General features: G+C 57.6%; 15 protein-coding genes. 7 read left to right on the top strand and 8 right to left on the bottom strand.

Features of this window, described 5'->3' with window-relative positions:
- The first annotated feature begins 148 nt into the window (after positions 1–148).
- Both rcsD and rcsB read left to right on the top strand, forming a co-directional pair.
- Positions 149–2803, top strand: a complete 2655-nt coding sequence (gene rcsD / locus AACV31_RS00935) for a phosphotransferase RcsD (protein ID WP_165154999.1) — start codon at positions 149–151, stop codon at positions 2801–2803.
- 16 nt (positions 2804–2819) lie between these two features.
- Positions 2820–3470: a response regulator transcription factor RcsB gene (gene rcsB / locus AACV31_RS00930; protein WP_007762679.1), complete on the top strand. Its 651-nt coding sequence runs from the start codon at positions 2820–2822 to the stop codon at positions 3468–3470.
- A 166-nt stretch (positions 3471–3636) separates the two neighbouring features.
- Here rcsB and rcsC read toward each other — a convergent pair whose 3' ends face one another.
- Together rcsC and gyrA are read right to left on the bottom strand one after the other, a co-directional pair.
- On the bottom strand, positions 3637–6486 hold the full coding sequence (gene rcsC, locus AACV31_RS00925; protein WP_161576784.1) for a two-component system sensor histidine kinase RcsC: 2850 nt from the start codon (positions 6484–6486) through the stop codon (positions 3637–3639).
- Positions 6487–6671: 185 nt separating this feature from the next.
- Positions 6672–9308, bottom strand: coding sequence for a DNA topoisomerase (ATP-hydrolyzing) subunit A (gene gyrA, locus AACV31_RS00920; protein WP_015741899.1), 2637 nt, complete (start codon positions 9306–9308; stop codon positions 6672–6674).
- A 159-nt stretch (positions 9309–9467) separates the two neighbouring features.
- On the opposite strand from gyrA, the gene ubiG reads away from it, so the two are divergent.
- The 4 genes from ubiG (at position 9468) to yfaE (ending at position 14423) form a co-directional block, all read left to right on the top strand.
- Positions 9468–10199: a bifunctional 2-polyprenyl-6-hydroxyphenol methylase/3-demethylubiquinol 3-O-methyltransferase UbiG gene (gene ubiG / locus AACV31_RS00915; RefSeq protein WP_007699897.1), complete on the top strand. Its 732-nt coding sequence runs from the start codon at positions 9468–9470 to the stop codon at positions 10197–10199.
- Between the two features lie 342 nt (positions 10200–10541).
- On the top strand, positions 10542–12827 hold the full coding sequence (gene nrdA / locus AACV31_RS00910) for a class 1a ribonucleoside-diphosphate reductase subunit alpha (protein ID WP_007762699.1): 2286 nt from the start codon (positions 10542–10544) through the stop codon (positions 12825–12827).
- A 209-nt stretch (positions 12828–13036) separates the two neighbouring features.
- Positions 13037–14167 carry a class Ia ribonucleoside-diphosphate reductase subunit beta gene (gene nrdB, locus AACV31_RS00905; protein ID WP_007762702.1) on the top strand — a complete coding sequence of 377 codons (1131 nt, stop codon included), beginning with the start codon at positions 13037–13039 and terminating at the stop codon, positions 14165–14167.
- Position 14168: 1 nt separating this feature from the next.
- Entirely contained in the window at positions 14169–14423 is a 255-nt protein-coding gene (gene yfaE / locus AACV31_RS00900; protein ID WP_004387471.1) for a class I ribonucleotide reductase maintenance protein YfaE, read from the top strand.
- Positions 14424–14514: 91 nt separating this feature from the next.
- Here yfaE and glpQ read toward each other — a convergent pair whose 3' ends face one another.
- The 6 genes from glpQ to tctD all read right to left on the bottom strand — a co-directional run bounded on the left by glpQ (position 14515) and on the right by tctD (position 21355).
- Complete coding sequence (glpQ, locus tag AACV31_RS00895) at positions 14515–15573, bottom strand: glycerophosphodiester phosphodiesterase (protein WP_165154804.1); 1059 nt, start codon at positions 15571–15573, stop codon at positions 14515–14517.
- Positions 15574–15582: 9 nt separating this feature from the next.
- Positions 15583–16935: a glycerol-3-phosphate transporter gene (glpT, locus tag AACV31_RS00890; RefSeq protein WP_165154806.1), complete on the bottom strand. Its 1353-nt coding sequence runs from the start codon at positions 16933–16935 to the stop codon at positions 15583–15585.
- A 349-nt stretch (positions 16936–17284) separates the two neighbouring features.
- Positions 17285–18481 (bottom strand): nicotinamide mononucleotide deamidase-related protein YfaY, encoded by a 1197-nt coding sequence (locus tag AACV31_RS00885; RefSeq protein ID WP_105582008.1) that lies wholly within the window; start codon positions 18479–18481, stop codon positions 17285–17287.
- 93 nt (positions 18482–18574) lie between these two features.
- On the bottom strand, positions 18575–19117 hold the full coding sequence (locus tag AACV31_RS00880; protein WP_032806643.1) for a YfaZ family outer membrane protein: 543 nt from the start codon (positions 19115–19117) through the stop codon (positions 18575–18577).
- A gap of 140 nt (positions 19118–19257) precedes the next feature.
- Positions 19258–20694, bottom strand: coding sequence for a sensor histidine kinase (locus AACV31_RS00875; RefSeq protein WP_165154808.1), 1437 nt, complete (start codon positions 20692–20694; stop codon positions 19258–19260).
- A complete protein-coding gene (gene tctD, locus AACV31_RS00870; protein WP_007762721.1) occupies positions 20675–21355 on the bottom strand; it encodes a transcriptional regulator TctD in 681 nt (226 codons plus the stop codon). The genes AACV31_RS00875 and tctD overlap by 20 nt, the downstream gene beginning before the upstream one ends.
- Positions 21356–21488: 133 nt before the next feature.
- Here tctD and AACV31_RS00865 point away from each other — a divergent pair, with 133 nt between their 5' ends.
- Positions 21489–22469: a Bug family tripartite tricarboxylate transporter substrate binding protein gene (locus tag AACV31_RS00865; protein ID WP_075199425.1), complete on the top strand. Its 981-nt coding sequence runs from the start codon at positions 21489–21491 to the stop codon at positions 22467–22469.
- The last annotated feature ends 5 nt before the right edge of the window (positions 22470–22474 follow it).

Below are 22474 nucleotides of genomic sequence, written 5' to 3'. Positions count from 1 at the left end.
TGCTACGGGCGTCGCGCTCTGGTTCATCGCGGCGTTGCAGGACAAGAAGGCAAAAAAATGGATAGCTGCCGCCGGCGCAGCACGGTTCTTTATTCTTTACACGGCGCAGGCCGGTGGATTACGCACAATAATGAGTCAGCCAGACGCAATGATCCCCAATAAATTTTCCCTTATGCCGGGCAGTATTACCCGTTTCTTCTTATTACTGATTGTGGTGTTGCTGGTGACGATGGGCGTGATGGTCCAGAGCGCCGTTAACGCCTGGCTGAAAGACAAGAGCTACCAGATAGTCGACATCTCCCACGCGTTGCATAAACGGGTCGATACCTACCGTTACGCCACCTGGCAGATTTACGACAACATTGGCGCCAGCGCGGCGGGCCAGAATGGCGAAGGCTTACAGGAAACGCGCCTGCGTCAGGATGTCTATTATCTTGAAAAACCGCACCGCAAAACCGAAGCGCTGATTTTCGGCTCTCACGACAGCTCGACGCTCGATATGACGCAGCGGATTTCGAGCTATCTGGATACCCTGTGGGGCGCTGAAGGCGCGCCATGGTCGATGTATTATCTGAACGGCCAGGATAACAGCATGATTCTGGTCTCGACGCTGCCGTTAAAAGATCTCTCCGCGGGCTTTAAAGAAAACTCTATTAACGCGATTGCCGATTCACGCCGCGCCGAGATGCTTCAGCAGGCCAACGCGCTGGATGAACGCGAAAGTTTTTCTCCGTTACGCAAACTCGCCTGGCAGAACGGCCACTATTTCACGCTGCGCACGACCTTTAACCAGCCGGGTCATCTGGCAACCGTGGTGGCGTTCGACATACCCATTAACGATCTCATCCCGCCAGGCATGCCGCTTGAGAGTTTCCGTCTGGAGCCTGACAGCAGCCAGAACGCCCTGGCGGGTCAGAATAAAGAAGATCCGGACAGCGTCACCATTAATTTCAACAGCAATCGTATTGAGATCTCCTCCGCGCTGACCAGTACGCAGTTGCGTATCATCTGGGAAGTGCCGTTCGGCGCGCTGCTAATGGAGACGCTGCAAAATATCCTGCTGCCGCTGCTGCTAAATATCGGTCTGCTGGCGCTGGCGCTGTTTGGCTATACCACCTTCCGCCACCAGCCGAGCCGTCCGGTAGAGACCGTCACCAGCAGCGCGAATAATGCGGAGCTGCAAATGCTGCGCGCGCTGAATGAAGAGATTTTAAGCGTGCTGCCGCTGGGGCTGCTGGTTCACGATCAGGAATCCAGCCGCACCATTATGAGCAATAAAATTGCTGACCACCTGCTGCCGCACCTGAATCTGCAAAACATTACCTCGATGGCGGATCAGCATCAGGGCATTATTCAGGCGACGGTGAATAACGAGCTGTATGAGATCCGGCTGTTCCGAAGCCAGGTAGTGCCGCGCACCCAGATTTTCATAATTCGCGATCAGGATCGTGAAATCCTGGTGAATAAAAAGCTCAAGCAGGCGCAGCGCCTGTACGAGAAAAACCAGCAGGGCCGCTCCGCGTTCATGCAGAATATTGGCGCGGCGCTGAAAGAGCCGACCCAACAGCTTGCGCAGCAGGCGGCGCTTATCGAGGCGCCGGAAAGCCAGGTGCTTGCCGAGCAGGCCGAGCGTATTGCGCGTCTGGTCGATGAAATTCAGCTGGTGAATCAGCTGGAGGCGGATTTCTGGCGCCCGACGCCGACCGACTTCACCATTCAGGATCTTATCGATGAAGTGGTGCCGGAAGTGCTGCCGGTCATCAAGCGTAAAGGCCTGCAACTGCTCATCAACAACCAGCTCGCCGCCAACGAAGAGCGCCACGGCGATCGCGAGGCGCTGCGCAAAGTGCTGTTGATGCTGCTGCACTACTCCGTCACCACGACGCAGATTGGCAAGATTACGCTGGAGATTATGGCGGAAGAAGGCGCGCGCGAGCGTCTGCTATTCCGCGTGTTGGATACCGGCGAGGGCATCAGCAACAGCGAAATCGACAACCTGCATTTCCCGTTCCTGAACGACACCTCGACCGATCAGTTCGGCAAAGCCAACGGTCTCACCTTCTATCTCTGCAATCAGCTGGCGCGCCGCCTCGGCGGTCATCTGAATATCAAAGCCCGCAAAGAGCTGGGCACGCGCTATTCGCTGCACGTGACGATGCCGGTGGAACCGATGGAAACCGAAGAGAGCGACGAGCGCCTGCTGGATGACGTGATTGCGATGATCGATATTACGTCGAATGAAGTGCGTAATGTGGTGGTGCGCCAGCTTGAACAGTGGGGCGCGTCCTGCATCACGCCGGACGAAAGGTTATCAAGTCAAGAGTACGATATATTTTTAACGGATAATCCGTCTAATCTTACTGCCAACGGCCTGCTTTTAAGCGATGATGAGGCCGGCGTTCGACGCATCGGACCGGGACAGCTGCGCGTCAACTTTAATATTAGTCACGCCATGCAGGAAGCAGTGCTACAACTTATTGAAGAGCAACTGGCGCAGGAAGATATTCCTGAATCCCCAATGGGCGGCGATGAAAATGCGCAGCTCCATGCCAGTGGCTATTATGCGCTGTTCGTCGATACGGTACCGGATGATGTTCAGAGATTGTATACTGAATCGTCCGCCGGTGATTTTGCTGCGCTGGCGCAGACAGCGCACCGCCTGAAGGGCGTGTTCGCTATGCTGAATCTGGTTCCCGGCAAACAGTTATGTGAAACACTGGAGCATCTTATTCGCGAGAAGGATGCCACAGCCATAGAAAAATATATCAGCGACATTGACGTTTACGTCAAGAGCCTGCTGTAGCAAGGTAGCCTAATACATGAACAATATGAACGTAATTATTGCCGATGACCATCCGATTGTTCTGTTCGGCATTCGCAAATCTCTTGAACAAATCGAGTGGGTGAATGTTGTCGGTGAGTTCGAAGATTCCACAGCACTAATTAACAATTTGCCGAAGTTAGACGCGCACGTTCTTATCACCGACCTTTCCATGCCGGGCGATAAATACGGCGACGGCATTACGCTTATTAAATACATTAAGCGTCATTTCCCAACGATCTCTATTATCGTACTGACCATGAACAACAACCCGGCCATTCTGAGCGCCGTGTTGGATCTCGACATCGAAGGGATTGTTCTCAAGCAAGGCGCGCCGACCGACCTGCCGAAAGCGCTGGCCGCGCTGCAAAAAGGCAAGAAATTTACTCCGGAAAGCGTCTCCCGTCTGCTTGAGAAAATCAGCGCGGGCGGCTATGGCGATAAACGCCTGTCCCCGAAAGAGAGCGAAGTGCTGCGCCTGTTCGCAGAAGGTTTCCTGGTGACCGAAATCGCCAAGAAACTGAACCGCAGCATTAAAACCATCAGTAGCCAGAAGAAATCGGCGATGATGAAACTCGGCGTGGATAACGATATCGCGCTGCTGAACTACCTCTCCTCCGTCAGCCTGACGCCGGCGGATAAAGAGTAACGCCTGCTGTCCCTGCCCGCCGGGCAGGGACATATCCTCGTCTCCCGTCCTGCTTTTCCCGCCGCACACGCCTTCAACAGATTAATAACGCTAAACGTTCACGCCTGCGCGTCGCTAAACGTTCCGTTCAGACTCGTAACGCATTGCGCACCGCCGTCCGTGACGATTAGCTGCGCGACTTGCGAACGCGGTCGGCATACACCGCCAGCGTCTGTTTCAGTACGTCCAGCGTCACCGGTTTAGAAAGACAGCTGTCCATCCCGGATTCCAGGCAGCGCTGTTTCTCCTCCGCGAGCGCGTTGGCGGTCACGCCCACCACCGGCAGCGTCATGCCCAGCTCACGTATACGCTGCGTCAGGCGGTAACCATCCATGTTCGGCATGTTGACGTCGCTTAAGACGATATCGATATGGTTTTTGCTGAGCACATTGAGCGCGTCTACGCCGTCGTTGGCGGTGCGGCACTGATAGCCCAGCGTACCGAGCTGATCGGCAAGCAGTCGGCGGTTAATCGGGTGGTCATCCACCACCAGAATCATCATATCTTCGTTCTGCTCGGCGCTGGCGGAAGCGGCAGGCAGCACAGGCTGGCTACCCGGCACCTCAACATTAATGCTGTAAATGCGGCCCAGCAGCGTCAGAAGCTCATGCGGCGCCGCGACGCTGTGCATCCAGACGCCAGGACTGCGCTCTACCGGCATCCCGATATGACGACGGCAGAAGAAGATAACCGCCCTGCCCGGCCACGCGACGCAGTTTTCATCGTCGGTGATGAGGATATCGTCTTTATCCGGCGTTTCGCCGTGGTGATTCTGCACCTGAATATTGTTACGCGAGAGCAGCCCTTGCAGATATTCGCACAGCGACGCGTTGCGCACCGCGAGCCAGCAGCGTTTATGAGAGAGCCCGTCGACATTCGCTTTCGGCGGCAGCTGCGCCTGCCACAGTGGAATGCGGATCGTAAACTGGCTGCCCATGCCCGGCTCGGTATCAACCGAGATATCGCCGTCCATCATGTTGATAAGTTTTTCGCAGATAGCGAGCCCAAGCCCGGTCCCCTGGAAGTTACGCTGCACGCCAGTGCCCACCTGGAAGAACGGATCGAACAGCCGCACCACTTCTTTCGCCGGGATGCCGACGCCGGTATCACGCACGCGGAAGCAGAGATAGTCGCCCTGGGTGCCGACATGCAGAATAATGCAGCCGATATCGGTGAATTTAATGGCGTTGCTCAACAGGTTGGAGATCACCTGTTGCAGACGCATCGGATCGCCCAGCAGCGTCATCGGCACGTCAGGCTCGATAAAGCAGTACAGCCCGAGTTGTTTACGCACCACCAGCGGCTGATAGTTAGCGGTGATATGGCTCATCAGTTCACGCGGGGAAAACTCGCGCGGCTCGATCTTGAGCTGTTCCGATTCGATTTTCGAGAAATCGAGGATATCGCTGATGATTTTCAGCAGCAGGCTGGAGGAGTTGTGCATCGCGGTGACGAGGCGATCCACGCCTTTCGGCAGCTCCTGCGTTTGTAGCAGATCCAGGTTACCGATAATCCCGTAGAGCGGCGTGCGCAGTTCATGGCTGACGGTCGCAAGGAACATCGATTTCGACTGGCTCGCCTGCTCGGCCGCCTGGGCCATCTCCTGCAGCGACTCTTCCATTTTGACGCGCGCCGAGACATCCACCAGCACGCAGATCGCCACGTTTTCATTGCGATAGCGCGAATGCACGAAACTGATTTGCAGGTTGGTGTTGTTGCTGGTGAGCACATCGACGAAATTCACCTGCTGTCCGCAGATGATTTGCGTCAGCCGCTGGCGGTCTTCATGCGTCAGCATGTTCAGGTAGTTATGCGCCAGCTCGTTGGAGATAATGTTGGTCCCATCCTGGGTGCGCAGAATACAGATACCCACCGGCGCCGAGGCGACGATTTTACGGTTGAACTGCTCATGCTCTTCCAGGCGCTGGGCGTCGTTTTCCGCCGGAATAAAAATGCGCCGTTCATACATGCGCGCCAGCGTAAACAGCACAATCCCCACCAGCACATTCAGCAGCACCGCGTTGAGGATAAGCATCCGGATGCGCTCCAGCACCAGATCAACCGGAACGGAATAGACAATGCTTAATGACGATGGCGGCAGGCTCTTTTTCAGGATCAGTTGCTTAAAGCCAGACGTATAGCCAAACCATGCGCGCTCCTGTTCCCACTCGCCGTTGCGCTCAAGGCGCGTTTCCGAACCGGTGAGTGAAAACAGCGGACGGTCGTTTTCATCGAGGATAGTCACGCCCATCGGCATGCTGCCGGGCGTAAAGAAGTTTTCAATGCGGATGGTCTGCTCAATACCCAACAGCCCCTGGAGGCGGTTCGCCAGATAGACCGGCGTCAGAGAGTAGAAATTGCCGATGCCCGGACGCGGGCCAGGCGATACCCAGAACAGGCTGTTGCCGCGCTCATCCTGCGGCGCGTTGCGATATTTAATGATGCGCTCATGCAGCGCCTGGAGAGTTTTGTCGCGCTCAAGCGGGATCTCCCGCAGGCCGAAATCCGCCATACAGAGGTTATCGGAGCCTATCAAAAACACGCGGTTTAAATCGTAGGCGGCGGAGAAATTATCGTGCCAGTAGCGTAAAAACCAGGAGAGCGACTGCAACGAACCGCGCCAGCTGGTGCCGAGCGTATTACAGTCAGAATCGGAAAACAGCGGCACAAACGACGGCGCGGTCAGCGCATCGTTTTGCGCGCGCCCGCTTTTCATCAGCGCGTCGATATTCTCCAGCCGGTTTTCAGCCACATACTTCAGCTCTTTCATGACGTCAGAAGTGCGCTGAATATAACGCTGCGCCTGATCGTAACTCAGGTTAAATTCCTGACGAATTTCCGACTCTTTCACATGCAACGCGCTTACGATGTAAAACACCGAAAACAGGGCGATCAGCAGCCAGAGCAGCAGCGCCAGCGCCCGGAAAAGATAGCGAGACACTTTAAGCGTCGAGCGAAAAGAGACGAAGTATTTCAAAGGGGCACCAGCTAGCCGTGAGGTATGAAAAAGGAATGCCGTTAAGGTAGCCGCAAAACCCTTGTGCCGCAACGGCAACGCGATTATCCGGCGATATTCAGAGCAGCCTGGCGCACCGGGCGCCAAAAAAAGAAAGGGCCGGTTTAACCGGCCCTTTCAGATGGCAAAACGCGAACGCGTGACGATTACTCGTCGGCGTCGTCCGCCGCATCGTCGTCAACGTCGGTTTCCGGCGCGATTTCATCGTCGCCTTCCGCCACGCTGCCGTCGATAGAGTCGAGCTCTTCGTCATCTACCGGTTCGGCGACACGTTGCAGACCCACCACGTTCTCATCTTCCGCGGTGCGGATGAGGATAACGCCCTGGGTGTTACGGCCTACCACGCTGATTTCCGATACGCGCGTACGCACCAGGGTGCCTGCGTCGGTGATCATCATGATCTGGTCTGCGTCATCGACCTGCACCGCGCCGACGACCGGCCCGTTGCGATCGGTCACCTTGATGGAGATAACCCCTTTCGTCGCGCGCGACTTGGTCGGGTACTCTTCCACCGCGGTACGCTTGCCGTAACCGTTCTGGGTGGCGGTCAGGATAGCGCCTTCGCCGCGCGGTACGATAAGCGACACGACGCTATCGCCCTCGCCGAGGCGAATACCGCGCACGCCAGTGGCGGTACGGCCCATCGGACGCACCGCGTCTTCTTTGAAGCGCACCACTTTGCCCTGCGCGGAGAACAGCATCACTTCGTCTTTACCTGCGGTCAGGTCGACGCCGATCAGCTCATCGCCCTCGTTCAGGTTTACCGCGATGATACCGGCGGTACGCGGACGGCTGAACTCGGTCAGCGCCGTTTTCTTCACGGTGCCGCTCGCGGTCGCCATAAAGACGTTAACGCCTTCTTCATACTCACGTACCGGCAGGATCGCGGTGATACGCTCGTTCGCTTCCAGCGGCAGCAGGTTGACGATAGGACGTCCGCGGGCGCCGCGGCTCGCTTCCGGCAACTGGTAGACTTTCATCCAGTAGAGACGACCACGGCTTGAGAAGCAGAGGATCGTATCGTGGGTGTTGGCCACCAGCAGGCGGTCGATAAAGTCTTCTTCTTTAATACGCGCGGCGGATTTGCCTTTACCGCCGCGGCGCTGCGCTTCGTAATCCGTCAGCGGCTGATACTTCACATAGCCCTGGTGAGACAGGGTGACCACCACATCTTCCTGGTTGATCAGATCTTCGATGTTGATATCGGCGCTGTTGGCGGTGATTTCGGTGCGGCGCTCATCGCCGAACTGATCGCGGATCAGTTCCAGCTCTTCGCGGATTACTTCCATCAGGCGGTCGGCGCTGCCGAGGATATGCAGCAGCTCAGCGATCTGCTCCAGCAGCTCTTTATACTCGTCGAGCAGTTTTTCATGCTCAAGGCCGGTGAGCTTCTGCAGACGCAGATCGAGGATCGCCTGTGCCTGCTGCTCGGTCAGCCAGTATTTGCCATCGCGAATACCGAACTCCGGCTCCAGCCACTCCGGACGCGCGGCGTCGTCGCCAGCGCGCTCCAGCATCGCGGAAACGGTGCCCAGCTCCCACGCCTGGGCGATGAGGCCCGCTTTCGCTTCGGATGGGTTCGGCGCACGGCGAATCAGCTCGATAATCGGGTCGATGTTGGCCAGCGCAATCGCCAGACCTTCTAAGATATGCGCACGCTCGCGGGCTTTGCGCAGTTCAAAGATGGTGCGGCGGGTCACGACTTCACGACGGTGGCGAACGAACGCCGCCAGAATCTCTTTCAGCGCCATGATCTTCGGCTGACCGTGGTGCAGCGCGACCATGTTGATACCGAAAGACACCTGAAGCTGCGTCTGGGAATAGAGATTATTGAGCACTACTTCGCCGACGGCGTCGCGTTTGATCTCAATGACGATGCGCATACCGTCTTTGTCAGACTCATCGCGCAGCGCGCTGATGCCTTCGACGCGTTTGTCTTTCACCAGCTCGGCGATTTTCTCGATCAGGCGCGCTTTGTTCACCTGATACGGAATTTCGTGCACGATAATGGTTTCGCGCCCGTTTTTCGGATCGACTTCCACTTCCGCGCGCGCGCGAATGTAGATTTTGCCGCGCCCGGTGCGATACGCCTCTTCAATGCCGCGACGACCGTTGATGATGGCGGACGTCGGGAAATCCGGGCCAGGAATGTGCTCCATCAGCCCTTCGATGCTGATATCTTCATCATCGATATACGCAAGGCAGCCGTTAATCACTTCCGTCAGGTTATGCGGCGGAATGTTCGTCGCCATCCCGACGGCGATACCGGATGAACCGTTTACCAGCAGGTTCGGGATTTTGGTCGGCATGACGTCAGGGATTTTTTCCGTGCCGTCATAGTTGTCTACAAAATCAACGGTTTCTTTGTCGAGGTCGGCCATCAGTTCATGGGCGATCTTCGCCAGACGGATTTCCGTATAACGCATCGCCGCGGCGGAGTCGCCGTCGATAGAACCGAAGTTGCCCTGACCATCCACCAGCGTATAGCGCAGCGAGAACGGCTGAGCCATACGTACAATGGTATCGTAAACGGCGGAATCACCGTGGGGATGGTATTTACCGATTACGTCACCAACGACACGGGCGGATTTTTTGTAGGCTTTATTCCAGTCATTGCCCAACACGTTCATGGCGTAAAGTACGCGACGGTGTACCGGCTTGAGGCCATCTCGGACATCCGGAAGCGCGCGGCCGACAATAACCGACATCGCGTAATCCAGATAGGAGTTCTTTAACTCTTCCTCAATGTTGACCGGTGTAATTTCTCTGGCAAGGTCGCTCATCTGACCGTTATCCCTCTACTGTGTCCCGGATTCAAAGGTCGCAAATTATAACACAGCCGCGGCCTGTTCGGTAAACCGAATAGCCCCGTCAGGCCGCTTTATTCCCCACTAACGCCTGTTATACTCGACGCTCTTGCGAAGAAAGGAGTAGAGGCGTCCATGAATGCTGAAAAACCGCCAGTTGCGCACAACGTAGACTTAGAAGAAATCGCCAAATTTGAAGCTGTCGCTTCGCGCTGGTGGGACACTGAAGGGGAGTTTAAACCGCTGCATCGCATTAACCCGCTGCGTCTGGGCTATATCGCCGAGCGCGCCGGCGGTCTGTTCGGGAAAAAGGTGCTGGATGTCGGCTGCGGCGGCGGCATTCTCTCAGAAAGCATGGCCCGCGAAGGGGCGAACGTCACGGGGCTCGATATGGGCGCGGAGCCGCTGGCGGTGGCGCGCTTGCACGCGCTGGAAAGCGGCGTCGAGCTTAACTATGTCCAGCAGACGGTGGAAGAACACGCGGCGCAGAATGCGGGCGCCTATGATGTGGTGACCTGCATGGAGATGCTCGAACACGTGCCGGACCCGCGCTCGGTGGTGCAGGCCTGTGCTCAACTCGTGAAGCCCGGCGGCCACGTCTTTTTCTCCACGCTGAACCGCAACGCCAAATCCTGGCTGATGGCGGTGGTTGGCGCGGAATATGTCCTGCGCATGGTGCCGAAAGGCACGCACGACGCCAAAAAGTTTATCCGCCCTTCCGAACTGCTGGGCTGGGTGGATGAAACGCCGCTGGAAGAACGTCATATCATCGGTCTGCATTACAACCCGCTCACCAACCGCTTTAAGCTCGCGCCGGGTGTTGATGTTAACTATATGTTGCATACACAGGCTAAAAAACCGGCCTGATAGAAGCTTTTCGTATTAAAAATTGCGCAACGTTCTGTTGCGCAAATTCTTTCCTGACCAGGAAATCAGCGTTCGATCAAAAATTCATTTTTTTTCCTGCCGCCTTGACAAGGCCTCAAGCCCTTATGACATGAGGACTTACTTAATTTCGAGATTTTGCAACCGCAAATTAACACCGAAATCAAGCCTTGTTCTCAAAAGAATCCGGACTAGAATACTCACCATATAGCGTTTCACTTATCTCAAACCCCCTATATATAGTATTTATCCACAGAGTTAGTCACTTGTGGATAAGCGGGGGATATTTTCTATTTTCACGGATTTCACGGACAGGTATTACCCATGAATCAGAGTCTGCTGGTAACAAAACGAGATGGCAGCCAGGAACGCATTAACCTGGATAAAATTCATCGTGTTCTGGACTGGGCTGCGGAAGGTCTCCATAACGTCTCCATCTCCCAGGTAGAGCTGCGTTCTCACATTCAGTTCTACGACGGCATCAAAACCTCCGATATTCATGAGACCATCATCAAGGCGGCGGCGGATCTGATCTCCCGCGACGCGCCGGACTACCAGTACCTGGCCGCGCGCCTGGCGATTTTCCACCTGCGCAAAAAAGCCTACGGTCAGTTCGAGCCGCCGAAGCTTTACGATCACGTCGTGAAGATGGTGGAACTGGGCAAATACGACCATCACCTGCTGCAGGATTACAGCGAAGAAGAGTTTGCGCAGATGGACGGTTTTATCGACCACTGGCGCGATATGAACTTCTCCTACGCCGCGGTGAAGCAGCTTGAAGGGAAATACCTGGTTCAGAACCGTGTGACCGGCGAGATCTACGAAAGCGCGCAGTTCCTCTACCTTCTGGTGGCGGCGTGCCTGTTCTCGAACTATCCGCGTGAAACCCGTCTGGATTACGTGAAGCGTTTCTACGATGCGGTCTCCACCTTTAAAATTTCGCTGCCGACGCCGATTATGTCCGGCGTGCGTACCCCAACCCGTCAGTTCAGCTCCTGCGTACTGATCGAGTGCGGCGACAGCCTGGATTCCATCAACGCCACCTCCAGCGCCATCGTGAAATACGTTTCCCAGCGCGCCGGTATCGGCATCAACGCGGGCCGCATCCGTGCGCTCGGCAGCCCGATCCGCGGCGGCGAAGCGTTCCACACCGGTTGCATTCCGTTCTACAAGCATTTCCAGACCGCGGTGAAATCCTGCTCTCAGGGCGGCGTTCGCGGCGGCGCGGCCACCCTCTTCTACCCAATGTGGCATCTGGAAGTGGAAAGCCTGCTGGTGCTGAAAAACAACCGCGGTACAGAAGCGAACCGCGTGCGTCACATGGATTACGGCGTACAGATCAACAAACTGATGTACCAGCGTCTGCTGAAAGGCGAAGACATCACGCTGTTCAGCCCGTCCGACGTGCCGGGCCTGTATGACGCGTTTTTCGCCAACCAGGACGAGTTCGAGCGTCTGTACACCAAATATGAGCAGGACGAGAGCATCCGCAAGCAGCGCATTAAAGCGTCTGAGCTGTTCTCGCTGATGATGCAGGAACGCGCCTCTACCGGCCGTATCTACATCCAGAACGTGGATCACTGCAACACCCACAGCCCTTTCGATCCGGTTGTCGCGCCGGTGCGCCAGTCTAACCTGTGCCTGGAAATCGCGCTGCCGACCAAACCGCTGGACGACGTGAACGACGACAACGGCGAAATCGCGCTCTGCACCCTTTCCGCTTTCAACCTGGGCGCTATCGACAGCCTGGATGAGCTGGAAGAGCTTTCTACGCTGGCCGTTCGTGCGCTGGACGCCCTGCTGGACTACCAGGATTATCCGATCCCGGCGGCGAAACGCGGCGCGATGGGTCGTCGTACTCTGGGTATCGGCGTCATCAACTACGCCTACTACCTGGCGAAGCACGGCGTGCGTTACTCCGACGGCAGCGCGAACAACCTGACGCACAAAACGTTCGAAGCGATTCAGTACTACCTGCTGAAAGCCTCTAACGAGCTGGCGAAAGAGCAAGGCGCGTGCCCGTGGTTCAATGAAACCACTTACAGCAAAGGCATTCTGCCGATCGACACCTACAAGAAAGACCTGGATGCGATCGCCAGCGAGCCGCTGCACTACGACTGGGACGCCCTGCGCGAATCCATCAAGACGCACGGTCTGCGCAACTCCACGCTGTCTGCCCTGATGCCGTCCGAGACCTCTTCGCAGATCTCTAACGCCACCAACGGCATTGAGCCGCCGCGCGGCCACATCAGCATTAAAGCGTCGAAAGACGGTATTCTGCGTCAGGTGGTGCCGGACTACGAGCAGCTGAAAGATAAGTACGAGCTGCTGTGGGAAATGCCGGGCAACGACGGTTATCTGCAACTGGTGGGCATCATGCAGAAATTTATCGACCAGTCGATTTCTGCTAACACCAACTACGATCCGACGCGCTTCACGTCAGGCAAAGTGCCGATGCAGCAGCTCCTGAAAGACCTGCTCACCGCCTATAAGCTCGGTGTGAAGACGCTGTACTACCAGAACACCCGCGACGGCGCGGAAGATGCCCAGGACGACCTGGCGCCATCCATTCAGGATGACGGCTGCGAAAGCGGCGCATGTAAAATCTAAAACGCAGGGCGGGGAAACCCGCCCTCTTGTTGTTAAGGCCGTAGGGTGGGTAAGCAAAGCGTACTCACCATTTACAGCCGAACCGTTGGCCGTAGGGCGGGTAAGCGAAGCGCACCCACCGTCAACAGCCGAACCGTTGGCCGTAGGGTGGGTAAGCAAAGCGCACCCACCGTTAACAGCCGATATTGTTTGCAGACAGGATTTACGTCATGGCCTACACCACATTTTCACAGACGAAAAACGACCAGCTTCTTGAACCCATGTTTTTTGGCCAACCAGTCAACGTGGCGCGTTACGATCAGCAAAAATATGAAATTTTCGAAAAGCTTATCGAAAAGCAGCTGTCATTCTTCTGGCGCCCTGAAGAAGTGGACGTTTCCCGCGACCGCATCGATTTCCAGGCGCTGCCGGAGCATGAAAAACACATTTTCATCAGCAACCTGAAATACCAGACGCTGCTCGACTCCATCCAGGGCCGCAGCCCTAACGTGGCGCTGCTGCCGCTGATCTCGATTCCGGAGCTGGAAACCTGGGTCGAAACCTGGGCGTTTTCCGAGACTATCCACTCGCGCTCCTATACCCACATCATCCGCAATATCGTCAACGATCCGGCGGTGGTGTTTGACGACATCGTCACCAACGAGCAGATCTTAAAGCGCGCCGAAGGCATCTCGCACTACTACGACGACCTGATCGAGATGACCAGCTACTGGCATCTGCTGGGCGAAGGCACTCACAGCGTCAACGGCAAAACCGTGACCGTAAACCTGCATGAGCTGAAGAAAAAGCTCTACCTGTGCCTGATGAGCGTCAACGCGCTGGAAGCGATTCGCTTCTACGTCTCCTTCGCCTGCTCCTTCGCATTCGCCGAGCGCGAACTGATGGAAGGCAACGCCAAAATCATCCGCCTCATCGCCCGCGATGAAGCGCTGCACCTGACCGGCACCCAGCACATGCTGAACCTGATGCGCAGCGGCGAAGACGATCCGGAAATGGCTATCATCGCTGAAGAGTGCAAACAAGAGTGCTACGACCTGTTCGTGCTGGCGGCGCAGCAGGAGAAAGAGTGGGCGGAATATCTGTTCCAGGGCGGCTCCATGATCGGTCTGAACAAAGATATTCTCTGCCAGTACGTTGAGTACATCACCAATATCCGTATGCAGGCCGTTGGTCTGGATCTGCCGTTCAAAACCCGCTCCAACCCGATTCCGTGGATCAACACCTGGCTGGTGTCCGATAACGTGCAGGTGGCGCCGCAGGAAGTGGAAGTGAGCTCTTATCTGGTCGGCCAGATCGATTCTGAAATCGACCATGACGATCTGAGCAGCTTCCAGCTCTGATATGGGTCGTATTACGCTTCGCGTGACGGGCACCGAGCTGTCGTGCCCGGACGAACACCCTTCTCTGCTGGCGGCGCTGGAGTCACACGCGGTAACGGTGGAATACCAGTGCCGTGAGGGCTATTGCGGCTCGTGCCGCTGCAAGCTGGTCGCAGGCCAGGTGCAGTGGCTGACCAAACCGCTGGCGTTTATTCAGGAAGGCGAGATTTTGCCCTGCTGCTGTAAACCGCAGGGCGATATCGAGATAGAGATGTAACGATGCCGTATTGTCGGGTGGCGCGACGCTTACCCGGCCAGGAAAACCGTCGTTCGCAGGCCGGGTCAGGCGAAGCCGCCACCCGGCAATATCAGCGTTTATCTTTCAAAAAACTCACCGCTTTATCCGGGAAATCGGTAAACAGCCCGTCCACTTCCGCCTTGTTATACAGCACGTCATAAAGCTGATTCACGTCTGTCGCGTACACCGGCAGCTGGTCGGCGCGCACCGTATACGGGTGCACCTGCAAATGGCTGGCGTGCGCCTCTTTCGCCATATCGGTCAGCGTCACGTGGTCTTTGGTCGAACCTTCCGCCACCAGCATATGGTAATCCGGCCCGATGCCATCGGCGTACTGCGCAATCTGTTTCATGGCGCCCGGTTTAAACATCCAGTCATAGCGATAGTTTACCCACTTGCCATCGGCCTGCTGCTCCTGGGTTTCGTTCCAGTCGGTGTAAGCGATAAGCTGCACCAGCTTCAGATCCATTCCCATTTTCGGCTCCAGCTCATTTTTAATGCGCTTAAGCTCGTTGGCGTCGAAACATTGCAGATACACCTTATCCTGCTTCATGGTGTAACCATATTTTTTGAGGGTTTCCAGCGTTTTCGCGGCAATATCCTTGCCTTCCTGATGATGGAACCACGGCGCTTTGATCTCCGGGTAAATACCGATGTTTTTGCCAGTCGAGTGATTCAGCCCCTGCACAAACTCAATTTCTTCTTCAAAGGTATGCACCCGGAAATCTGATTTGCCCATCGGGAAGCGGCCGGGGAACGTCTGCACCTTTTTGCCGTTTTCCAGCTCAAAACCTTCGCTGAATTTCAGCGATTTGATCTCCGCAAGCGTGAAATCAATCGCGTAATAACGGCCATCTTTACGCGCACGGTCCGGGAAGCGCTCCGCCACGTCGGTGACGCGATCCAGATAGTGGTCATGCAGCACCACCAGCTGGTCATCTTTGGTCATCACCAGATCCTGCTCAAGATAATCCGCGCCCTGCGCATACGCCATCGCTTTGGCCGGCAGCGTATGCTCCGGCAGATACCCGCTGGCGCCGCGATGGGCGATCACCAGTTTCTCCGCCGCCAGCGCGTTTGCCGACATCACGCCAATCGCCAGCGCCGCCAGCGTCATTTTCAGTTTCATCGTTGCTCCTTATACGCGTTTCGCTAGGGTCGCATGGTGCTGTCTGTGCTCGCCCACCATCACGATAATCAGCAGCAATACCGCCAGAATGCTGCCGCCAATCATCACCATAAAACCGCCATCCCAGCCGAAGAAATCGACGGTATAGCCCACGATAGCGCTCGCCGCTACCGAACCGCCCAGATAACCGAACAGGCCGGTAAAGCCCGCCGCGGTGCCCGCCGCCTTTTTCGGCGCCAGCTCCAGCGCATGCAGACCAATCAGCATCACGGGGCCGTAAATCAGAAAGCCGATGACAATCATGCACGCCATATCGACATGCGGGTTGCCCGGCGGGTTGAGCCAGTAAACGATGGTGGCGATAGTCACCAAGGTCATAAAGAACACGCCGGTCGCGCCACGGTTGCCGCGAAAAACTTTATCCGACATCCAGCCGCAAATCAGCGTGCCGGGGATGCCTGCGTATTCATAGAAGAAATACGCCCACGAGGATTTATCCAGCGCGAAATGCTTCACCTCTTTTAAATAGGTCGGCGACCAGTCGAGAATGCCGTAGCGCAGCAGGTAAACGAAGACGTTCGCGATGGCGATGTACCACAGCAGCTTATTCGGCAATACGTACTGCATGAAAATTTGCTTCGCGGTCAGCTCTTCTTCGTGCTTCTCGTTATAGTCGTCCGGGTAGTCATTTTTGTATGCCTCAACAGGCGGCAGACCACAGGACTGCGGCGTATCGCGCATCAGGGCGAAGGCGATAACCGCCACCAGAATCGCCGCGAAAGCAGGCATATACAGCGCGGCGTGCCAGTCGTTAAACCACGCCATGCCGAGCAGGAACAGCAGCGGCGGGATCCCGCCGCCGACGTTATGGGCGCAGTTCCACACGGAAACAATCCTGCCGCGCTCTTTCTGCGACCACCAGTGCACCATGGTGCGTCCACACGGCGGCCACCCCATGCCCTGGAACCAGCCGCACAGGAACAGCAGCACAAACATCACCATAATGCTGGAGGTCGCCCAGGGAACGAAGCCCATAAACAGCATCACCGCCGCCGCGAGGATCAGGCCTGCGGGCAGAAAGACACGGGGATTCGAACGGTCAGAGACCGAACCCATGATGAATTTCGAGAAACCATAAGCGATGGAAATGCCAGAGAGCGCAAAACCGAGATCGCCACGTGAGAAGCCCTGCTCCACCAGATATGGCATCGCCAGAGCAAAGTTTTTACGCACCAGATAGTAAGCGGCATAGCCGAAGAAAATCCCCATAAAAATCTGCCAGCGCAGGCGGCGATAGTGCTGATCGACTTCGCCGTCAGGCAGCCTGGCGCGATGCGGGGCGGGTTTAAAAATACTTAACATCTCTGTCTCCTGCTGATGAGGGTTATATCTATTCGTTTTACTTATGTTTCCTTTGCGAGCGTGATAGTAGGCAAAATGGATTATTTATGCTGTGAAACATCGCACAAATTGTTACAGAATTATGACAATCGAAAACAAATGCGCATCGCATCACGATTAGTTTTCGTTCGACGCGCGTTTATTTTCGATTAAGTCCAAACAGAGGCGGAGAAATGTGGAGGATGGCTGCGGGTGAGCTAAAAAGAAAATGAGGCGAACTGCGGTCAGCGCCGCCAGCGGCGTGGCGGTTCTTTCAGAAACACTCAGGAAACACGGGCGCCCGGTGATGCACAGGCGCCCCGTTGCGCCGTCAGACCGTGTGCGTCTCGACGACCTGCACCCAGCCCTGGCTTGCCGTCACGTCCTGGCCATTCAGCCAGCGGCGCACCAGCGTAAGCGCCATCATGGCGCAAATCTCCTGGCGGATACGCAGCGCGTAACGGCTGGCGTTAAAGCGCAGACGCACAGCCTGCGTGCCCTGCGGCGTGGTCAGCGCGATATTGATCTCGTCGTCTTCAAAGCTCGCGATGCTCAGCGCCAAATCGGCGAGATGGCGGCTGCGGCGATCGACGTTCCAGTGAGCGGTCTGCGCCAGCGTCTCCACCTGGGCAGGCAGCACTTCGCTCGCCAGCAGCGGCGCGTCGGCGCCCGAGAGTTGCAGCGCCAGCAGGCCCGCAGTGAACTGTTCGCTCAGCGTAATGCTCAGTTGCTGCTCGCGCAGGCAGCGGGCAATCTGGGCGGGCAGCGTTTCAGTGCCTTCAAAAATCAGGCTGTCGCCCGCCACCTCACGCACGCGCGGCCAGAGGGCTTCCATCTCTGCGCGACGCGACGCCGGCCCGGTGAGTTTGAGTTCGATAATCGGCGTAGAGGAGCGGTAGCCCATCGCCACGTCCGGCGGCAGCGTCAGAGGATCGAGTTCTGCGGCGAGATCGCTTTCGGAGCGCCCGAACGTGGTGAGTCGCAGGCAGAGCGGCGGCGCGGGGAGCGTAAAGCGCTCGCGCAGACGCGGCAGGATCTCATGCTCCACCATCCGTTTGAATTCAGACGGCACGCCGGGCGTGAAGAAAATCAGACAGCGGTTGAGCTTAATAGCGAACCCGCAGGCGGTGCCAACCGGGTTGTCGATCATTTCGCTGCCCGCCGGCAGCAGCGCCTGTTTGCGGTTACTCGCGGCCATCACGCGCCCGCGCGCTGTGAAAAAGCGCTCCATCTGCGCGAGCCAGCCTTCATGCAGCACCAGCTCCACACCCGCCGCGCGGGCCGCCGCCTCGGCGCTGAGATCGTCGCTCGTCGGTCCGAGGCCGCCGTTGACGATTAAGATATCGGCGTGCTGGCTGCGCTCGGTCAGCGCGGATACCAGCGATTCCAGGCTGTCGCCCACGGTGTTGCGGCGGGTCAGCGGCAATCCCTGATTAAAAAACAGATCGGCAAGCCAGGCGGCGTTGGTATCGACAATCTGACCGTGCAACACCTCATCGCCGGTCGAGAGCATTTCTGTCTGTAGCATTATTTTCTCCGCAGGAAGGGAAGGCTTTACTATAGCGCGCAGAGAAAAGAAGAAGGAGAAAAACAGGCGCAGCGGAACACCGCGCCCGGAAAATCAGAAGCCTGCGCTGACGCCCAGGTACGGGCCATCGGCCACTTTGCTGTCGCGATCGCCATCTTTACCGGTCATGTTGATGTAGCGGTAACCGGCTTCCACGCTGAGCGGACGGAACAGGGAGAAACGCGCGCCCGCGCTGGCTTCCTGGTAGTCGTTCACGCCGCTGGAAAGCGAATCCGGCGAGTAGTAGTAATCGCCGAACAGCGAGATACGCTGCCCGATATCCCAGCGCACGCCGCCGCCGACAGCCGCCGCGTAGCCTTCATCCCCTTCGTTCGGGTTCAGGTAAATGGCCTTGACGCCCGGCGTGACCATGAACGGCCCCAGCGGCAGGTTGAAGCCCAGACCGGCGCCCACGATATCGCCGTGATCGTCATTGTGCGCCCAGTTGCCGGTCAGTTGCAGACCGCTGCTTTCCGTGCCGAAACCGACGCCCATATTGGTGTAATGCTCGCCCACAGAACCATTGACGCTGATGGCGCCCGCCTGTGTGGCAGCCAGCAGCAGGCCGGCCAGTGCTAAACGAAGTGTGTTTTTCATTCCATGTATCTCAAAAAAAGAAAAAGAGCCCTGCAAACGCAACGCGGCATTGTACCTGTATCGGGGCGGCGATCAATGCGATGCGCTCACCGCCTCCCTGCGGCACGTGAAAAAGGAGAAAACACCTATGCGGAAAAGCATTAAACGGCGCTTTGGCCGCGCGCGGGCGGATGCAGCGGCAGACGAACGCGCGCCAGCAGCCCGCCGAGCTGCTCGCCTTTCAGAAGTTCTGCCCGAGTGCGGTGCCAGCGGGCGATGTCATTCACCAGCGCCAGCCCAAGCCCGGCGCCGGGGTGCATAGCGGCATTATCGAGACGGCGAAACGGCGTCAGCGCCTGGTCGCGCTGCGCGGCGTCGATGCCGGGGCCGCTGTCTTCCACCTCAAGGCGCGCCTCGCCTGCATCAAGGCAGACGCGCACCGTCACCACGCCGCCTGCGGGCGTATATTTCAGCGCGTTATCCAGCAAATTGGCGCACAGCTCCGCCAGCAGCAGCGGCTCGGCGGCGACCCATACCGGCCCTTCTTCGCCCTCGTAACCGAGATCGACCGGTTTGCTGCGCGCCTGCGGCAGGCGGGAGAAACAGCTTTCCCGCGCCGCCGCCACCAGATCCACCACGCCGAGCGCGCGCGACTCGCCCGGCGCCGCGCGCCGCAGCGTCGCGAGCTGCAACAACCGTTCGGTCAGATCGATAGTCTGATCCAGCGTCGCGCTCATCGCCTGAAGACTTTCACGCCACTGCGCCGGATCGGGGCTTGCCAGCGCGACGGCCGCCTGGGTTTTCAGCACGGTCAGCGGCGTTTTTAACTGATGCGAGGCGTCGGCGCTAAAGCGCTCCTGGCGGGCGATCAGCGCGCGCAGGCGGCTGATATAGCGGTTGAATGCGATGATTAACAGCCGCGTTTCCGACCACGGCAGCAGATCGGGCAGCGGGGTCAGCTCGCCGGGCGAGCGTCTCACCATCAGGCGCGAGAGCTTGCGCATGGGCTTGAGTACGCGACGCAGCAGCAATCCGGCGAGCACCAGCGTTAACAGCACCAGCCCGCCCTGCGAGAGCGCGGAAGAGATAAGCAACTGCCGCGCCAGCAGATGACGCGACTGCAACGTCTCGGCGACGTAAATCTCCGCCATGCCGTTAATGCCATCTTCATTGACCGGCTGCAACAGCCGCGCCACCCGCAGCCGCTGGCCCTGATACGTTGTGTGATAAAACCACGCCAGCGCCGGGTAAAGTTCGGTGCGCGCCACGCCGCGCGGCATCGACGGGAGATCGTCATAGCCAGAAATCACCCGCCCGTGCGTATCCTGCACTTTGTAGTAGAGGCGGTCATTCATGTTGCGCTCGACGCTGTCCAGCACCACCCAGGGCACGTCCGCCTGCAATTCGCCATGCTGGACGTTCAGGCGCTCGGCAATAATGCGCGCCGAGGCCAGCAACGTGCGATCGTAGGCCTGAGTCGCGGCATTCAGCGCGCTGACGTAGCTGTTTAAGGCGGAAAAGGCCCACAGCAGCGAGAGCGGCAGACCGAGAAACAGCAGCAGTTTTCCGAGCAGGGATTCAGGGCGCCACCAGCTCATCGCTGCACTCCAGCACATAACCCAGGCCGCGCAGCGTGGTAATTTGAACATTGCTCGCCAACAGCTTTTTGCGCAGCCGGTGGATGTAGATCTCAATACTTTCCGGGCTGACATCGTCGCTTAAGCTGAACACCTGTTCGAAAAGTTGCTGCCGCGTGACCGGACGGCGGCGGCGATACATCAGCACGGTTAAGAGCGCATGTTCGCGCGGCGTGAGCGCCAGCGGCCTGCCCTGTAATTCGAAATAGCCCGCGTCGTGAAAGGTCAGCTCGCCGAGACGCTGCGCCTCCTGCACCTGCCCTTCGCTACGGCGCACCAGCGCGCGCAGCCGCGCCTCCAGCTCGCTCAGCTCAAACGGCTTCGGCAGATAATCATCGGCGCCCTCGTTAAGGCCTTTCACCCGGTCGGCCACCGCGCCGTGCGCGGTCAGCAGCAACACCGGCACCGCCTGCCCGCGGCGGCGCAGGCGGCTCAGCACCTCAAGCCCGCTCAGGCGCGGCATTTCAATATCCAGCACCGCCACGGCGTAGCGCTCGTTTTGCAGCAGGTGATCCGCCGCCAGACCGTCGCCGACGCAGTCCACCGCAAAGCCGGTGTTCGTCAGCGCTTTCTCCAGCCAGTGAGCCAGCTCACGGTTATCTTCCGCCAGTAAGAGACGCATATCACATCCAGTAAAGTTTCTGTCGCGATGAAAGGAAACTGAAAGGCTTTAGTTTTAACAATCATGCAACCGATACGCTACAAAGCAGTTCACATAATCAGAAACATCACGGCAGTCATGCATGAGGATGAAAATGAAAACATCGCTTCTCTCTACCCTGTTAGCAACGTCACTGGCTTTCTCTTTTACCGCAGCCCTGGCGGCCGAGGCGCCGTCACGCCCGGAATGCATCGCGCCCGCCAAGCCCGGCGGCGGCTTCGATTTAACCTGCAAACTGATTCAGGTGAGCCTCCAGGAAACCGGCGCGCTGGAAAAACCGATGCGCGTGACATACATGCCAGGCGGCGTCGGCGCAGTGGCCTATAACGCCATCGTGGCCCAGCGTCCTGGCGAGCCAGGCACCGTCGTCGCGTTTTCCGGCGGCTCGTTGCTCAATCTTTCGCAGGGGAAATTTGGCCGTTATAACGTCGATGACGTGCGCTGGCTCGCAAGCGTCGGCACCGATTACGGCATGATCGCAGTACGCGCCGATTCGCCGTGGAAAACGCTGGGCGATTTGATGAAAGCGCTGGAAAAAGATCCGAACAGCGTGGTGTTTGGCGCGGGCGCGTCCATCGGCAGCCAGGACTGGATGAAGACCGCGCTGCTGGCTCAGAAAGCGGGGGTCGACCCGCACAAGATGCGTTACGTGGCGTTTGAAGGCGGCGGCGAGCCGGTCACCGCGCTGATGGGCAATCACGTGCAGGCGGTGTCGGGCGATCTCAGTGAAATGGTGCCGTACCTCACCGGTAATAAACTGCGGGTGCTGGCGGTGTTCGCCGATGAGCGCCTGCCCGGCCAGCTCGCTCAGGTGCCGACCGCCAAAGAGCAAGGCTTTGACCTGGTGTGGCCTATCATTCGCGGCTTCTACGTCGGCCCCAAAGTCAGCGATGCCGACTACCAGTGGTGGGTGCAGGCCTTCGAAAAACTCCAGCAAACCGACGAGTTTAAAAAGCAGCGCGATCTGCGCGGCCTGTTTGAGTTCAACCTGACCGGCAAAGCGCTGGATGAATATGTGAAAAATCAGGTCAACGACTACCGCGAGAAAGCCAAAGCCTTTGGCCTTGCGAAATAGCGCAG

Source organism: Cronobacter sp. EKM101R (assembly GCF_963888145.1).
Classification (GTDB): Bacteria; Pseudomonadota; Gammaproteobacteria; order Enterobacterales; family Enterobacteriaceae; genus Cronobacter; species Cronobacter turicensis.
Note: the sequence above shows the minus strand (reverse complement) of the source record. Positions and strands in the feature narration are given on the sequence as shown.

Bases quoted from the DNA above. Each gene is read 5' to 3' on its own strand.
- rcsD (WP_165154999.1), top strand. From the start codon at position 149: ATGATCCCCAATAAATTTTCCCTTATGCCGGGCAGTATTACCCGTTTC.
- rcsB (WP_007762679.1), top strand. From the start codon at position 2,820: ATGAACAATATGAACGTAATTATTGCCGATGACCATCCGATTGTTCTG.
- gyrA (WP_015741899.1), bottom strand. From the start codon at position 9,308: ATGAGCGACCTTGCCAGAGAAATTACACCGGTCAACATTGAGGAAGAG.
- ubiG (WP_007699897.1), top strand. From the start codon at position 9,468: ATGAATGCTGAAAAACCGCCAGTTGCGCACAACGTAGACTTAGAAGAA.
- nrdA (WP_007762699.1), top strand. From the start codon at position 10,542: ATGAATCAGAGTCTGCTGGTAACAAAACGAGATGGCAGCCAGGAACGC.
- nrdB (WP_007762702.1), top strand. From the start codon at position 13,037: ATGGCCTACACCACATTTTCACAGACGAAAAACGACCAGCTTCTTGAA.
- yfaE (WP_004387471.1), top strand. From the start codon at position 14,169: ATGGGTCGTATTACGCTTCGCGTGACGGGCACCGAGCTGTCGTGCCCG.
- glpQ (WP_165154804.1), bottom strand. From the start codon at position 15,573: ATGAAACTGAAAATGACGCTGGCGGCGCTGGCGATTGGCGTGATGTCG.
- glpT (WP_165154806.1), bottom strand. From the start codon at position 16,935: ATGTTAAGTATTTTTAAACCCGCCCCGCATCGCGCCAGGCTGCCTGAC.
- AACV31_RS00885 (WP_105582008.1), bottom strand. From the start codon at position 18,481: ATGCTACAGACAGAAATGCTCTCGACCGGCGATGAGGTGTTGCACGGT.
- AACV31_RS00880 (WP_032806643.1), bottom strand. From the start codon at position 19,117: ATGAAAAACACACTTCGTTTAGCACTGGCCGGCCTGCTGCTGGCTGCC.
- AACV31_RS00875 (WP_165154808.1), bottom strand. From the start codon at position 20,694: ATGAGCTGGTGGCGCCCTGAATCCCTGCTCGGAAAACTGCTGCTGTTT.
- tctD (WP_007762721.1), bottom strand. From the start codon at position 21,355: ATGCGTCTCTTACTGGCGGAAGATAACCGTGAGCTGGCTCACTGGCTG.
- AACV31_RS00865 (WP_075199425.1), top strand. From the start codon at position 21,489: ATGAAAACATCGCTTCTCTCTACCCTGTTAGCAACGTCACTGGCTTTC.